Genomic DNA, 14,582 nt, shown 5'->3' with positions numbered 1-14,582 from the left:
CTGGTGATTATTTTTGTTGTTTGGGGTGGCCAGCCTCTGGCGTGATGGGCGTGTTCCTGGGTTAGTAGATGAGGTGGTGGAGTCGGGTTTGTTTGAAGGTGTTGAGTTCGGCTTGCCAGATGTTGGGGATGGTGGTGGGGTCTGTGGCTGATTTGAGGGCGTTCATGGCGTCGTCGTCTTGGATCATTCGGGCGACGGAGTCGAGGTCGTAGGCGTCGGGGTAGAGGTGTTCGATGGTCCAGGCGATGGTGAGTCCTGCGGAGATGGGTTCGAGGGCGTGGCGGTCGGTGATCATGATGTAGACCCCGCCACAGTCCTGGTCTTTGTAGTGTCGGACGGTGGGTGTGAAGCGGATGGGGATGAAGGAGAGTCCGGGGATGTTGCGGTTGTTGAGGGCGGCGGTGAGTTGTTGGGGGTTGATGAAGGGGGCGCCGAAGACTTCGAAGGGTTGGTCGGTTCCGCGGCCGACGGAGATTTGTTTTCCTGATTCGAGGAGGCCGATGCCGGGGTAGAGGATGGCCTGGGTGAGGTTGCGCATGTTGGGTGAGGGGTTGGTCCAGAGGAGGCCTGTGTGGTCGAAGAACTGTTCGCGGGACCATCCTTCGACGGGTACGACGGTGAGGTTGGCGTTGATGTCGTATTCGGTGTTGAAGAGGTGGGCGAGTTCGCCGACGGTCATACCGTGTCGGAGAGGGATGGGTCCGTAGGCGGTGAAGCCGAAGTGTTTTTCGTCGGCGATGGGTCCGGCGACGTCGATGCCGTTGATGGGATTGGGTCGGTCGAGGACGACGATGCGGAGGTTGTGTTCGGAGGCTGCCTCCATGCAGAGGCCCATGGTGGAGATGTAGGTGTAGAAGCGTGTGCCGATGTCCTGGATGTCGAAGACGATGGTGTCGATGTCTTCGAGCATGTCGGGTGTTGGTTTACGGGTTTCGCCGTATAGGGAGTAGACCTTGAGGTCGTATTCGGGGTGGACGGAGTGGCCTACTTTTTCGTCGAGTTTTCCGTAGAGGCCGTGTTCGGGTGAGAAGATTTTGACGAGGTTGACGTTGGGTGCGTGGTGGAGGAGGTCGACGATGTGCTGGCCATCGCGGGTGAGGCCGGTGTGGTTGGTGACGATGGCGACGCGTTGGTTTTCGAGGAGTCGGAAGTTGTCGCGTTGGAGGATGTCGACGCCATTGAGGATTTTGGTGGGCGCGGGGGCTGCGTGGGTTGTTGTGGTTGGTGGCGGTGTGGGCGGTTGCGTGGTTTGGCAGGCGGCGAGGGTGGTCAGGAGGATGAGGAGGGTGATGTTTCGCATGGGTGGGTGTCTCGTCAGGCGTTGGCGGGGGTGGGGGATTGAGCTAGGGCATTGAGGACCATGTCGCCTATGTCGGAGGTTGAGTAGCCGGAGCGGTCGAGTTTTTTGCCGGTGAAGTTGGGGGTGACGGCCTGGACGGCTTGTGCGACGCGGTCGCCGGCGGTGGTGAGGTGGGGTTTGTTCTGGGTGCGTCCGGTTTCCTGGAGGAGCATGGCGAGGGAGTCGATGGCGGCGAGTGGGTTGGCTTTGTTCTGGCCGGCGATGTCGGGTGAGGAGCCGTGGACGGGTTCGAACATGGAGGGGTTGGGGTTGTTGGGGTCGGGGTTAAGGTTGCCGGAGGCGGCGATGCCCATTCCGCCGGCGATGGCGGCACCGAGGTCGGTGATGATGTCGCCGAACATGTTGGGGACGACGACGGTGTCGTAGATTTCGGGTTTGGTGGCGAGGTACATGCAGCAGGCGTCGACGTGGTGGTAGTCGCGTTGGATGTCTTTGTAGTCGGCGTCGCCGATCTCGTTGAAGGCTCGGAACCATGTGCCGCCGCAGTGGGTGAGGACGTTGGTTTTGTGAACGAGGGTGAGTTTGCCGGGGTAACCGCCAGCTTTTCGGGTTCGTGCGAGGTCGAAGGCGTAGCGGAGGCAACGTTCGACGCCGAAGCGTGTGGCGATCATTTCCTGTGTGGAGAGTTCGTTGGGTGTGTTTTGTCGGATGACGCCGCCGTTGCCGCCGTAGAGGTCTTCGGTATTTTCGCGGACGACGACGAGGTCGATATCGTCGGGTGTTTTGTTGGCGAGAGGTGTTTCGATGCCGGGGTAGAGTTTGACGGGTCGGAGGTTGATGTACTGGTCGAGTTCGAAACGGAGTTTGAGGAGGATGCCTTTTTCGAGGACGCCTGGGGGTACGTCGGGGTGTCCGACGGCGCCGAGGAGGATGGCGTCGTACTGCTTGAGTTCGTTGAGTTCGTCGTCGGTGAGGACGGTTCCGGTTTTGAGGTAGCGGTCTCCGCCGTAGGGGAGGTCGGTGGTGGTGACGGTGAAGTTGGCGTCGGTGGCGACCTGCTGGAGGACGCGGAGGGCCTGGTTGGTGACTTCCTGGCCGGTTCCATCGCCGGCGATGATGGCGAGGTTGAGGGACATGGCTGGGCTCCGAGTGGTTCTGGGTAGCCGTGTAGTGTCGCTGGGGTCGCGGGGGGGGTCAAGGCTAAGGGCAGGGGTGTGATCGGGGTTCTGTGTGAGCCGTGTCGGGTGAGGTAGCCTATATTTGGGGTATGAGTAAAGCACCTGAGAAGCTGGGTATTGTGATTGTGGACCATGGGTCTCGGCGGGCGGCGTCGAATGAGATGCTGGAGCGTTTTGTGGGGGCGTTTGCGCCGGAGGCGGGGTTTGAGATTGTGGAGCCGGCGCACATGGAGCTGGCGGAGCCGTCGATCGGGACGGCGTTTGATCGTTGTGTGGAGCGCGGGGCGACGAAGGTATTGATCTGTCCTTATTTTTTGCTGCCTGGGAAGCACTGGGATCAGGACATTCCGGAGTTGGCGGCGGAGGCAGCGGGGCGGCATCCGGGGGTGCCTTTTGTGGTGACGGCACCGATCGGGCTGCACCCGATGATGAAACAGGTGATCGAGAATCGGATCGAGCATTGCATCAGTCATATGGCGGGTACGGCGCCGGAGTGTGAGTCGTGTGCGGGGACGGGGCGGTGTTCGTTTCGGCTGCCTGAGGGCGTTGGGGAGAAGGTCGGGGGGTGAGGGGTTTGCGCTTGGATTGTGGGTGGGTGATGGCGTGTTTGTGAGGGGATGGGCCCGGCAGGCTTGCGCCTGCGGCTCGTGACACGCTTGTTTTGTTTTTTTGGTTGTGGGTGGTTTTGAGGGGATGTGTGTTGTTTGGATCAGTCGGTGGGTGTGGCGAGGTGATTGGGGAGGTCGGTGAGTTGGATGATGGCCTGGTCGCCGGAGTCGAGGTCTTTGAGTTCGGCTTGTCCTGATGGGGTGTCGTCGCCGAGGAGGAGTGCGAAGCGGGCGCGGGATTGGTTGGCGTCTTTGAGGAGTTTGCCGAGGTTGGTGGTGGTTTTGTAGGAGAAGCGTGCGTGGATGCCTTGTTCGCGGAGGTTGGCGACGACGCTGCGGAGCTGGGTGTTGCCGGTTTCGGAGGCGGGTAGGACGAACACGTCGGGTCGTGGGGTGACGTCTTCGGGGAGGAGTCCTTTGTCCTGGAGGACGTTGGTGAGGACGACGTCGCCCATACCGAAGCCGACGGCGGGCATGGCGGGGCCGCCGAAGAGTTCGATGAGTTTGTCGTATCGTCCTCCGCCGGCGACGGCGCGTTCCATGCCGGAGGCTTCGTGGAGTTCGAAGACGGTGCCGGTGTAGTAGGCGAGTCCGCGGACGATGCCGAGGTCGTAGGCGCACCAGTCGGCGATGCCGAAGGCGACGAGTTGCTCGTCGAGTTCGCGGAGTTTTTCGAATCCGCCATCCATGCCGACAGAGCGGACGAGGTGATCGATTTCGCCAACGGGGTATCGGCGGCGGGTCATCTGCAGGAATCGTTCGACCTTGGGTCCGTCGAGACCTAGTTCGGTGGCCTGTTTGACGAAGTCATCGTGTTCAAGTTTTTCACGTCGATCGAGGAGTTCGAAGGCGTTGACCATTTTGTCGTCGGTGACGCCTAGGCGTTCGAGGATGTGGCGGACGACTTCGCGGTGTGAGATGCGGACGACGATGTGCTGGTTGCTGAGTCCGAACTCGCGGAGCAGGTCGATGGCGACGAGGATGCATTCGGCGTCGGCGAGGGCGGATTCGGAGCCGAGGATGTCGGCGTTCCACTGCCAGAACTCTCGGAGTCTTCCTCGTTGGGGTCGCTCGGCGCGGCAGAAGTTGGGGGTGGCGAACCACTTGATGGGTTTAGGGAGTCCGTTGGCGCGGGCGGCGACCATACGGGCGAGGGTGGGTGTGAACTCGGGGCGGAGTGCGAACTCGGCATCGCCCTGAGGGTGTTTGACGTGGAAGATTTCGGAGAGGATGCCGTCGCCTGATTTTATTTTGTAGAGTTCCTGGGTTTCGAAGATGGGTCCATCGACTTCTTCGAATCCGTGTCGGACGGAGACGGTGCGCCAGGCGTCTTCGAGTCGTCGCCGCCAGGCCATGTCGTCGGGGTAGAAGTCGCGGGTTCCGCGGGGTCCCTGGAGTTTCATCGGGCGGTCTTTCCGTTGAGCTTTCCGACGGGTTGGAGGTCGCGGCGGGCGACCATGTAGCAGAGCCAAGAGGGGTCCATCTCGGCTTCGGTGGTGATTTTCCAGTCGCCGTCGCCGTCACCGTCTTCGGTGGCGCCTTCCCAGTAGACATCGACTCTGGGGAATCCGGCATCGAGCAGGGCATCGCGGACTTCGGGGATGGAGTACATGCGCCACTGGTAGGTGAAGGCATTGCGGAGTTTGCTGCCGTCCTTGAACTTGAAGGAGATGGTGTGGCTTGAGATGTTGGTGATGGGGTTGACGCTTTCGGTGCGCCAGGTGTAGTGGAAGCCGTCGCATTTGCGGGGTTCATCGTTGTCTTCTTTGAGGCATTCGGGCCCGCCCATCATATCGAGGACCATGACCCCGCCTGGGGCGAGGTTTTCGCGTGCGGCCTTGAAGTAGTTGACGAGGTCTTTGCGTTCAGTGAAGAGGTAGAAGGAGAAGTTCTGGGCGGAGAGGACATCGGCTTTGGCCTGGGTGATTTTGCGGACGTCGTCTTTGAGGAGGGTGACGCGGGACTGTTGTTCGGGGTTGAGTTTGGTGAGGTTGTGGGCCATGCCCCAGTCGAGGGGTTCGGGGTCGAGGTCGACGCCCAGGGACCTGCGGTCGGGTTTGGAGGCGGCCCAGGTGCAGCAGATGGCGAAGGTTCCGCAGAAGTCTTCGCGGAGTGTGGTGGGTGAGGCGCCATCGTTGGCTTCGCGGTAGGCGAGTTCGAAGAAGTCGACCTCGTGCTCGGGGTCCTGGACGGCTTTCTGATAGAGGTCGTATTTGTCGGCGCGCTGGGCCTTGGTGGGGCCGTCGGGCTTGTTCTTTTTCTTCTTTTTATCGTCGCGTTTTTTCTGTTTGGTGGTCATGGGATTGGATATTGCTTCAAGGGGGCGGCGGGGGGAGGTGTTACATGGGGCACCGTACCGAACCGGGGCTGGGTTTTCTAGCGGGGTTGTGGCGTAGGATGGGAGTATGCGTGTGATTGCAGGGACCCATCGACACCGGAAGCTGGTTGGCCCGCCAGATGCTGAGACGACGCGGCCGATCACGGATCGTGTGAAGCAGGCGTTGTTTGATCGTCTGACGGCTCGTGGGATGCTGGGGGAGCGGATGGAGGACCCGTTCGGGCCGACGCTGGACTTGTTTGCGGGGACGGGGGGGCTGGGGATCGAGGCGTTGTCGCGGGGGTCTCGATTCTGCACGTTTGTGGAGTCGGACCGGACGATCCAGCGGGTCTTGCGGACGAATCTGGAGTCGTTGGGGCTGATGGATCGGTCGCGGATCGTGTCGGGGAGTGCGTTGCTGCCGATGTGGCTGGATCAGTTGGAGTCGGAACCGTTGGCGTTGGTGTTCATGGACCCGCCTTACAAGTTGATGGGCGATGGGGGTGCGGTGGAGCGGATGATGGGGGTGATTGGGCGGTTGGGGGGTCGGTTGGAGGAGGGCGGGGTGGTGTGTCTGCGGACGCCTACGGCGTACGGAGAGGCGGCGGAGGTGGATGGGTTGGAGGGTCCGGTGGCGGTGAAGTATGGGGGGATGCTGTTGCAGGTTTATCAGAGGGGTTTGGGGTAAGGGTTGGCTGCGCCGGACTCCAGCCACCTGGTGTTGTTCATTGCGGGCACACTTTGCCTGCGCTGCACGGTGGCAAAGTGTGGCATGCGAGCACCCGATTTGAGGAGGAAGACGCGGCTTGTGTTTGGTAGGGGGGTGGTCATTTAAGAGGGGATGGGCCCACAGGCTGGCGCCTGTGGTTCATGACACGCTGGATTCTGTTGTGGGATGCTCAGGGTTTGAGGAGGGAGGTGCCGGTCATGGCTTTGGGTGGGGTGAGGTTCATGAGGTGGAGGGCGGTTGGGAGGATGTCGGCGAGGCGTCCGCCTTGGCGGAGGGGGGTGTCTTTGTTGAGGGCGGGGTCGACGATGATGGCTTCGACGTCGTAGGTGGTGTGGGCGGTGTGTGGGCTGCCGGTGTTGGGGTCGAACATCTGTTCTGCGTTGCCGTGGTCGGCGGTGACGATGAGTTTTCCGCCTTGGGCGAGGACGGCGTCGACGAGTTGTCCGACGGCGTGGTCGACGGTTTCGACGGCTTTGATGGCGGCGTCGAGTTTGCCGGTGTGTCCGACCATGTCGCCATTGGCGAAGTTGACGAGGATGAAGTCCTGGGAGTTGTTGTTGACCTGTTCTAGGACGAGTCGGGTGATTTCGGGTGCGGACATCTCGGGCTGGAGGTCGTAGGTGGGGACTTTGGGTGACTGGGCCATGCCGCGGGTTTCGCCTGGGAAGGGTTCTTCGCGGTAGTCGTTGAAGAAGAAGGTGACGTGGGGGAACTTTTCGGTTTCGGCGCAGCGGAACTGGGTTTTGTTGTTTTCGGCGAGGAACTGTCCGGCGATGTCGGTCATCTTGGGAGGCTTGGGGAAGGCGACTTTGACGGGTAGTCCTTGTTCGTAGGCGGTGAGGGTGACCATCTCGACGCCCAGGCGGCGGGTGCGGTTGAAGCCGCGGGTGCCGGTGTCGGGTGAGGGGGGGACGTTGTCCCACTGGTCGTTGGGGAGGACGAAGGCTTTGACGATCTCGCGGGGGCGGTCGCCGCGGTAGTTGTAGAAGATGACGGTGTCGTCGGCGGAGATGCGGGTGGCGAGGGCGTCGTCGATGGAGTCGCCGATCATGGTGGGGACGATGAACTCGTCGCCCTGCTGGGAGTCGTTGGCGGGTTGGTCGTAGTAGTTCTGGATGGCCTGTTGTGCGGAGGGTGCTATGGGGAGTTCGAGTTTGCGGCCGTGGATCCCGGTGAGGCAGGCGTAGGCCTGTTCGACGCGCTCCCAACGGTTATCGCGGTCCATGGCGTAGTATCGTCCGGCGATGGAGGCGATCTGTCCGACGCCTATCTCTTTGCATTTGGCTTCGATCTGCTGGATGAAGTCTTTGCCGGTGAAGGGTCCGGTGTCGCGGCCATCGGTGAAGAGGTGGAGGGCGACGCGTTGCTGTCCGAGTCGTTTGCAGAGTTCGAGGCAGGCGTAGAGGTGGTCCATGAGTCCGTGGACGCCGGCGTCGGAGGCGATGCCCATGAGGTGGACGAAGCGTCGTGCGCCGGTTTTGGTGCGTTTGACGGCGTTGACGAGGGCGGGGATCTCGAAGAAGGATTGGTCGCGGATGGCTTTGGTGATGCGGACGGATTCCTGGTCGACGACGCGGCCGGCACCGATGTTCTGGTGGCCGACTTCGGAGTTGCCCATGGTGTCTTCGGGGAGGCCTACGTCTTCGCCAGAGGTGTGAATGAGGGTGTGGGGGTAGCGGTCGAGGAGGGCGTCGCAGCGTGGGGTGTTGGCGAGTTTGATGGCGTTGAAGGCGTCGTGCTGCGGGTTGGGGTTTCGTCCCCAGCCGTCGCGGACGATGACGACCACGGGTTTTGGCGTGTCGGGCATGGGAGGCTCCGAGGGTTGGGATGTTGAGAGGGCGCGGGGTGCGCCGGGAGGGTTATGGTATGGGAAGAGGGCCCTGCTTCGCCAAGGCTACGCAGGGTTGGCGAGAGGTGATGGATCCGGGGGCCGGCTTTGCCGGACCCCGGCCACCCTGAGTTTATTTGGTGCGGGCCCATTTGACTCGGGCTTCGGTGCCTTGGCGGAGTCGTTGGAGGTTGGCGCGGTGTCGGATGATGATCATGGCGGCGAGGGCGGTGGTGATGGTGGTGTAGGTGGCGGCTTCGGCGGGGGTTCCGCCTTGGACGAGGGAGCTGACGAGGGCGAGAGGTGGGAGTAGGGCGGAGGCGATGACGGAGGCGAGGGAGACGTAGCCGGTGATCCAGGTGGTGGCGAGCCAGAGGAGTCCGACGGCGACGGCGGGGAGGGTGAGGATGGGGTAGAGGCCGAGGGTGATGCCGAGGCCGGTGGCGACGCCTTTGCCGCCTTTGAACTTGAGCCAGATGGGGAGGATGTGTCCGGCCATGGCGGCGACGGCTACGGCGAGTCCCGAGAGGGCGGCGAGGAGGCCGGAGCCGGGAGCGACGCCGGGACCGAGGGTGCAGTAGAGGAGAACGGGGGTCAGTCCCTTGGCGAGGTCGAGGGCGAAGCAGAGGAGCCCGAGGGGGCGTCCGAGGACGCGGCCGACGTTGGTGGCCCCGATGTTCTTGCTGCCGTGGTGACGGATGTCGATACCCCTGGCGCGACCGATGAGCAGTCCGAAGGGGATGGATCCGGCGAGGTAGGCGGCGAGCATCCAGAGGGTGAGGGTCATCGTTCGTACCTTACGGTCTCTTGATCATTGCCGATGGGGGAGGATGGGTCTATATTGACGGCATGATGACGATCCTGCCTGAGACGGTGTTGGTGCTTGCCCAAGGGGTGAGTGATTTGAAGGATCCGGCGGTGCCGGACTGGATCGTGATGGTGGTGGCGGGGCTGCTGGTCGCGTTGATGCTCTGGGGGAGCTTCAAGAACTCGAAGCGTACACACCAGGATTGATCGGAGCGGGCGTCTTGGCGTCCTGTTTGTTCTGTTCGGAGGAGTCACGATGGGCCCGCGCACTCTTGCCTCGCTGCTGGTTGTTAATGCTGTGCTGTTGTTCGGGGTGGCGTTCACGTCGCTGGGGCCTGTTCCTGAGATGGCGCTGGCGCAGGGCGGGATGGCACGGGGCAACTACCTGATGATCGCGGGGGAGGCAACGGGGCGGTCGAATCAAGCGGCGATCTATGTGGTGAACCTGACCAACTCGCGGGTGATCTCGGGGTTTTTCAATGCGTCGACCAACCGGTTTGAGTTCATCGCGTCTCGTGACTTGACGCGTGATCTGGCTGAGGCCGATAGCGATCGCTCGCGACGCTGACCCACCCACGACTCCACCTTTATCGCCTTTATCTTTTGAAGAACTGACCTGTAACGGAAGACCTTGAGATGACGCACTCTGAGAGCAAGATGGACTCGAACGGCCTGGTGACGCGGCTGGCTTGTTATGTGCTGATCGCTTCGGCGTTCGTGCTGAGCGGGTTGCTGTTGTCGCAGTCGCGTGGGTGGCTGGAGAATCGTGCGGAGGCGGCGTTGCTGGTGAATCGTGATGACATCACGCTGATGACGGCGCAGACGCGCAACGGCGAGGAGTCGTTGTTTGTGCTGGACAACCGGACGGAGCGTCTGTTTGTGTATCGGCTGGATGTGAATCGTCGCCAGATGGCTCCGGCTGGTGTGCTGAGTCTTCCCGAGATGTTTTCGACCCCTGCGGAAGAGCCGCGGCGTCGTTGAGAAGAGTTCGTTGACCCTGACCTGATGGAAGAGGCTGTGATGATTTCGCCGAACCACCCTGATCGTAGTGAGCAGATCGCGACGCTGGCCCTTTTGGTGCTGGGCGGTGGTCAGCTTGATCGTGAGCAGGCTCGTTTTCTCGCGACGCTGGAGGGGGATGATCTTTACGACCTGTTTTACTGGGCGAACAAGATCCGGATCCGGTTCGTGGGTCGTCAGGTGAAGTTCTGTTCGATCGTGACGGGCAAGACGGGGGCTTGTTCGGAGGATTGTTCGTATTGCTCGCAGTCGAAGCATTACAAGACGCATGTGACGCCTGACAAGATGAGCGTGGAAGACATGCTCAATGCTTCGGATGAGGCGATGGCGAACGGTGCGTCGTCGATGGGGATTGTGAACTCGGGGCGGGGTCCTACGGAGCGTGAGCTGGACTGGATGGAGCCGTTTTTCCGCAAGACCGCGGAGGAGGGGAAGATCCGGCCGTGCGCGACGCTGGGGGAGTTGACGCCTGAGCAGGCGAAGCGACTCAAGGACATGGGTGTGCAGCGGGTCAATCACAATCTGGAGACGTCGGCGCGTCATTTTGATCAGATCGTATCGACGCACAGCTATCAGGATCGTGTGCGGACAATTCAGAACGCGAAGGCGGCGGGGTTGTCGATCTGTTCTGGCGGGATTTTCGGGATGGGTGAGGATTGGGACGATCGGATCGATATGGCGTTGGCGCTGCGGGACCTGGGCGCGGATGTGGTGCCGATCAACTTTCTCAATGCGATTCAGGGGACGCCGATGTACGGCGAGGTGACGCCTCTGGAGCCGATGGAGGCGCTGCAGATCATCGCGGTGTACCGGTTCCTGTTGCCGGATCGTGAGCTGAAGATCGCGGGGGGTCGGGAGAAGATTCTGCGGGATATGCAGTCGTGGATTTTCTTCGCTGGCGGGTCGAGTTTCCTGATCGGGAACTACCTGACGACGTTTGGGCGGACGCCGAAGCAGGATCATCAGATGTTGCGGGATCTTGGGTTGTCGTTCACGACGTTCGATGAGGTGGAGCACGCGGCGGACCCGGCGGCGGCGCTGGATCGGTCGCCGGGGCATGCGTCGAAGGCTCGTGAGGGGGCGCTGATGGCGCGTCGGGATGGGTCGTTGGTTGCCCTGCCGGTGCTGAATCAGGGCGAGAAGCCGCTGGCGGCGGTCTGAGCCGGTTTTTTCGTGAGTAAGGGGAGGCGATGGTTATCCTGCTGACAGGGGTGCCGGGATGTTGCGGTCCGGGATGGCTTGAGGAGGTTTGAGATGCGTGTGCGAAGCGACCTGTTGATGGGCGGGGTGGGTTTGGGTTTGGGGTTGTCGTCGGTGGCGTTGGGGGCGTTTACGATTGCTTTTGACAGCGGGGATTTTATCACGACGCCTGTGTTTAGTGAGGTGGAGGATTTCTATGTTGAGATCGTGGTGGATGATGTGCTGGAGGCGGGACGGGTGTATGACAATCCGTCGCTGGTGAGTGTGCGTTACGGGGTGAGTGGGACGTTGGAGCTGGGGACGCCTTCGGGTTTTTTCGGCGTTTGATCTGGTACGGGAGATGGATGGGGTGGAGTTTTATGGGGATGGACGGGGTTTTAGGTTCTTTGTTTCAACTGATGCTGTCCTATCTGATGGACTGCAACTGAATGAGACTTTATTGGTGAGCGGTCAGCCTGGTTTCAGTTCGGGGTTTTACTTCGACGCCCGTGAAGAGGGGACTGGACGTTTCCATCCCCCTGTGATCGGAGTAGCCCATCACGGAAGTGGATCCTTTCAGAACAGCGATAATGAGCCGTTGGGTGCTGGTGGCATCAGACTTTTTCCCAGTGATGAGTATTTTACTGCGTTAACGGCGAGTGATCCGAGTCTGGTCACGCTGGTGGTTCCGGAGCCTGGGGTGTTGGGGGTGTTGGCTTTGGGGATGGCGGGGTTGGTGGTGCGGCGGGGGTGAGGTCGTCGCGCTGAGGTGCCTCGTTTAAGCGCGGATGGTCGCGTCGATACGACGCGGCTCGAAGGGGGTTTGATTTTTGGTTCCGGAGTCTGGCTGCGCCAGACCCCGGCCACCCGGGCTTGTTGGTGGTCGGGCACACGTTGCTGCGCAAAGTGTGGCACCCGGCCCTTTGGGTGGAACTGCTGCGTGGCACTCACCGTAGGGTGGGGGGTCAGGTGAGTTTCTGGCCGGGGAGGATGGGTGGCATGGGGACGGCGAGGGTGTCGGCGATGACGCGGAGGAGTTCGGCTTCTTCGGCGGTGGCGACGCGGTCGGCGGCGATGATCTTGGCGGCGGCTTCGAGGAGGCGGCGTTTTTCGAGGGGGCGGAGTTGGGATAGAGGCTCGATGGTCGTGTCGAACTGGTCGAGGCGGCAGAGGTTGGCGGGGAGGGGCTGGTTGACGGTGAGGTCGAGGAGGGGTGCCCCGTGGGAGAAGGCCTGGGCGGCCTGGGCGGGGTTGGAGGAGCCGGCGTGGGCGATGAGGGAGAGCAGGCGGGTGACTTCGCTGGGGTGATCGGTGAGGCGTGCGTTGCCCCACGGGTCCTGGTGGTGGGCGTGGACGATGTCGTACTGCCTGCGGACCATGCGTTTGAGGGCCCATTCGCGGAGGGTGGTTTGGTTGTCAGCGGTGATGAGCTGGTCGATGACGCGGAGGACGCGGTCGAACTGCGGTTTTGAGAGTTGGCGGAGGCTGGGGAGGCTGATCTCGACGATCGGCAGGCGCAGCTCGGTAGGCAGTGTGGGGATCGTATCGGCGAGGTGGTGGGTGAGTCCGGCGACGGTTTCGTCGGCGAGGCGTGTGATGAGATCGAGTTGATGCTCGCGGAGTCTGGCCTCTTTGGCGAGGAGGAAGCTGTAGAGGATAGCGCGGCTGCCGTAGGGATCGCTGGCGGCCTCGGTAATGTTGGGGGGGATGGCGTTTCGGAGGAGGCTGGCGTAGGCGACCTTGTCCTGTCGCACCTGGCTGACGTTGCGGATCGCGCTGTCGCCGAGGATACCGACGGTGGCGAGTTCGGCGGCGCCAGCACCGGTGAGGATGGCGATCATCTGTTGGGAGCGTTGTTGCTGGTGCTCACGTCGGCGGTTTTGTTCAGCGGCGAAGTCATCTTTGGTGCTGGGGATGAGTTCGACTTTCTCGGCGGCCGGGAAGACGCCGTCCCAGGAAGGGTTGATGCGGAGGATGCGTTTGGGAAGAGGCGGGTGTGAGTCGAGGAGGTTGCCGAAGAGGATGAAGACGCCGGGAGCGAAGTAGAGGTGGGAGAGTTCGGAGGCGCGGGGGTGGTCGATGGACCCGCCGGTGGAGCCGAGTTTTTTAAGGGCTCCGGCGATGCCGTCGGGGTTGCGCGTGAACTGGACGGCTGCGGCGTCGGCGAGGTATTCGCGTTGTCTGGAGACGGCCGACTTGATGACGTTGCCGAAGAAGACGCCGACGTACCCGATGACTGACAGGATCACACCGAGGGCGAGGATGAGAAGGATGATCTGTCCGCCGCCGCCTTTTCGGTTGCTGCTGGAGCGTGAGTGGGACATGTATCGGAGGCTGCGGATGAGTGAGACGCCGATGAGTCCGATGATGAGGATGCCGTGGAGGACGCCGACAAGTCGGAGGTTGAGGCGCATGTCGCCGTTGAGGATGTGGGAGAACTCGTGGGCGATGACGCCTTGGAGCTCGTCGCGGGAGAGTCTTCTGATGGCCCCCTGGGTGATGCCGACGACGGCGTCGTCGGTGGAGAATCCGGCGGCGAAGGCGTTGATGCCCGAGCCCTGGACGACGTAGATGGGTGGGACGGCCATGCCGGCGGCGATGGCCATTTCGTCGACGATGTTGAGGGCCTTTTGTTCGTCGGGATCGTGGGTGTTGCGTTGAATCAGGCGGCCGCCGAGTGATTCTGCCACGGCGGCTCCGCCAGCGGAGAGTGAGGCGAGTTTGTAGAGGGTGCCCATCAGGACGACGAGGCCGACGACAGTGGTGACCCCGAGGATCAGACGGGGGTCGTTCCAGGAAATCGTGTTGCTGTTGGCGAGCATGAGTCCGGCGACGACGCTGCCGTACACGGCGGCGATGATCGCGAGGACGGCGAGGATGAAGAGCACGACGAGCCAGGTGGTCTGGCGTCTGGCCTGTTCCTGGTGCTCGAAGAAGTCCATGGCCATGGGCGGTCAGCGTTGGGTTGAGGCGGATCTTTAGAAGCTGACCCTGGGGGCGGACTTGGCTTCGGGTTCGTCGAGTTCCCAGACGGTAGCTTCTTTGAAGCCGAACATGCCGGCGAAGATCACGGGTGGGAAAGACTCTCGGTAGGATTCGTAGACGGTGACTGAATCGTTGAAGGCCTGGCGGGAGAAGGCGATCTTGTTCTCGGTGGTGGTGAGTTCTTCCTGGATGGCGAGCATGTTCTGGTTGGCCTTGAGGTCGGGGTAGGCTTCCATGACGGCCATGAGTCGGCCAAGGGCTCCGGTGAGGGCACCTTCGGCGGAGGCGAGTTGGCCGATGGCGGCGGCGTCAATGCCGCCTGGCCCGCCGATGTTGGCCTCGATCTTCATGGCCTGATTACGAGCGCTGATGACGGCATCAAGGGTCTCGCGTTCGTGGGCCATGTAGCCCTTGGCGGTCTCGACGAGGTTGGGGATGAGGTCGTAGCGGCGTTTGAGCTGGACGTCGATCTGGGCGAAGGCGTTCTCGTTGCGGTTGCGGAGGGTGACGAGTCGGTTGTAGATGCCGACGAGCCAGATGATGATGGCGAGGAGGAGGACGGCGAGGACGGCTAGCACGATGAGAACGATCGCGGTGGTGGACATCACGCGGCTCCTGAGTGGTGCGTGA

16 protein-coding genes are annotated in these 14,582 nt (G+C 62.0%); 8 read left to right on the top strand and 8 right to left on the bottom strand.

Annotation, left to right across the window (positions count from 1 at the left end; genetic code table 11):
- Window positions 1–61 precede the first annotated feature (61 nt).
- Both RIG82_01725 and RIG82_01720 read right to left on the bottom strand, forming a co-directional pair.
- On the bottom strand, window positions 62–1,300 hold the full coding sequence (locus RIG82_01725) for a DUF1343 domain-containing protein (GenBank protein MEQ9459658.1): 1,239 nt from the start codon (window positions 1,298–1,300) through the stop codon (window positions 62–64).
- A gap of 14 nt (window positions 1,301–1,314) precedes the next feature.
- Window positions 1,315–2,436, bottom strand: a complete 1,122-nt coding sequence (locus tag RIG82_01720; protein ID MEQ9459657.1) for a 3-isopropylmalate dehydrogenase — start codon at window positions 2,434–2,436, stop codon at window positions 1,315–1,317.
- Between the two features lie 131 nt (window positions 2,437–2,567).
- Between RIG82_01720 and RIG82_01715 the strand changes: the two genes are divergently transcribed.
- The gene (locus tag RIG82_01715; protein MEQ9459656.1) at window positions 2,568–3,047 is read left to right on the top strand and encodes a CbiX/SirB N-terminal domain-containing protein; all 480 of its coding nucleotides are present in this window, start codon (window positions 2,568–2,570) and stop codon (window positions 3,045–3,047) included.
- Window positions 3,048–3,187: 140 nt separating this feature from the next.
- Here RIG82_01715 and hisS read toward each other — a convergent pair whose 3' ends face one another.
- Both hisS and RIG82_01705 read right to left on the bottom strand, forming a co-directional pair.
- The gene (hisS, locus tag RIG82_01710) at window positions 3,188–4,489 is read right to left on the bottom strand and encodes a histidine--tRNA ligase (protein ID MEQ9459655.1); all 1,302 of its coding nucleotides are present in this window, start codon (window positions 4,487–4,489) and stop codon (window positions 3,188–3,190) included.
- Complete coding sequence (locus RIG82_01705; protein MEQ9459654.1) at window positions 4,486–5,385, bottom strand: hypothetical protein; 900 nt, start codon at window positions 5,383–5,385, stop codon at window positions 4,486–4,488. The genes hisS and RIG82_01705 overlap by 4 nt, the downstream gene beginning before the upstream one ends.
- 106 nt (window positions 5,386–5,491) lie before the next feature.
- On the opposite strand from RIG82_01705, the gene RIG82_01700 reads away from it, so the two are divergent.
- Complete coding sequence (locus RIG82_01700) at window positions 5,492–6,091, top strand: RsmD family RNA methyltransferase (protein MEQ9459653.1); 600 nt, start codon at window positions 5,492–5,494, stop codon at window positions 6,089–6,091.
- A 211-nt stretch (window positions 6,092–6,302) separates the two neighbouring features.
- On the opposite strand, the gene gpmI is transcribed toward RIG82_01700, so the two are convergent.
- Window positions 6,303–7,940, bottom strand: a complete 1,638-nt coding sequence (gene gpmI / locus RIG82_01695) for a 2,3-bisphosphoglycerate-independent phosphoglycerate mutase (protein MEQ9459652.1) — start codon at window positions 7,938–7,940, stop codon at window positions 6,303–6,305.
- Between the two features lie 154 nt (window positions 7,941–8,094).
- Window positions 8,095–8,748 carry a glycerol-3-phosphate 1-O-acyltransferase PlsY gene (plsY, locus tag RIG82_01690; protein MEQ9459651.1) on the bottom strand — a complete coding sequence of 218 codons (654 nt, stop codon included), beginning with the start codon at window positions 8,746–8,748 and terminating at the stop codon, window positions 8,095–8,097.
- Window positions 8,749–8,810: 62 nt separating this feature from the next.
- Here plsY and RIG82_01685 point away from each other — a divergent pair, with 62 nt between their 5' ends.
- The 6 genes from RIG82_01685 (at window position 8,811) to RIG82_01660 (ending at window position 11,721) form a co-directional block, all read left to right on the top strand.
- Window positions 8,811–8,975: a hypothetical protein gene (locus RIG82_01685; GenBank protein ID MEQ9459650.1), complete on the top strand. Its 165-nt coding sequence runs from the start codon at window positions 8,811–8,813 to the stop codon at window positions 8,973–8,975.
- 49 nt (window positions 8,976–9,024) lie between these two features.
- The gene (locus RIG82_01680; GenBank protein MEQ9459649.1) at window positions 9,025–9,336 is read left to right on the top strand and encodes a hypothetical protein; all 312 of its coding nucleotides are present in this window, start codon (window positions 9,025–9,027) and stop codon (window positions 9,334–9,336) included.
- A gap of 68 nt (window positions 9,337–9,404) precedes the next feature.
- Entirely contained in the window at window positions 9,405–9,749 is a 345-nt protein-coding gene (locus RIG82_01675; protein ID MEQ9459648.1) for a hypothetical protein, read from the top strand.
- 24 nt (window positions 9,750–9,773) lie between these two features.
- Entirely contained in the window at window positions 9,774–10,949 is a 1,176-nt protein-coding gene (gene bioB / locus RIG82_01670; protein ID MEQ9459647.1) for a biotin synthase BioB, read from the top strand.
- Window positions 10,950–11,042: 93 nt separating this feature from the next.
- Window positions 11,043–11,315: a hypothetical protein gene (locus RIG82_01665; protein ID MEQ9459646.1), complete on the top strand. Its 273-nt coding sequence runs from the start codon at window positions 11,043–11,045 to the stop codon at window positions 11,313–11,315.
- A 250-nt stretch (window positions 11,316–11,565) separates the two neighbouring features.
- Complete coding sequence (locus RIG82_01660) at window positions 11,566–11,721, top strand: PEP-CTERM sorting domain-containing protein (GenBank protein MEQ9459645.1); 156 nt, start codon at window positions 11,566–11,568, stop codon at window positions 11,719–11,721.
- 211 nt (window positions 11,722–11,932) lie between these two features.
- Here RIG82_01660 and RIG82_01655 read toward each other — a convergent pair whose 3' ends face one another.
- Both RIG82_01655 and RIG82_01650 read right to left on the bottom strand, forming a co-directional pair.
- Window positions 11,933–13,915, bottom strand: a complete 1,983-nt coding sequence (locus tag RIG82_01655; GenBank protein MEQ9459644.1) for a M48 family metallopeptidase — start codon at window positions 13,913–13,915, stop codon at window positions 11,933–11,935.
- Window positions 13,916–13,945: 30 nt separating this feature from the next.
- Entirely contained in the window at window positions 13,946–14,557 is a 612-nt protein-coding gene (locus RIG82_01650; GenBank protein ID MEQ9459643.1) for a LemA family protein, read from the bottom strand.
- Between the last annotated feature and the right edge of the window lie 25 nt (window positions 14,558–14,582).

Source organism: Phycisphaeraceae bacterium, assembly GCA_040222855.1.
Taxonomy (GTDB): Bacteria; Planctomycetota; Phycisphaerae; order Phycisphaerales; family Phycisphaeraceae; genus Mucisphaera.
This window is presented reverse-complemented; position numbering and strand designations above follow the sequence as displayed.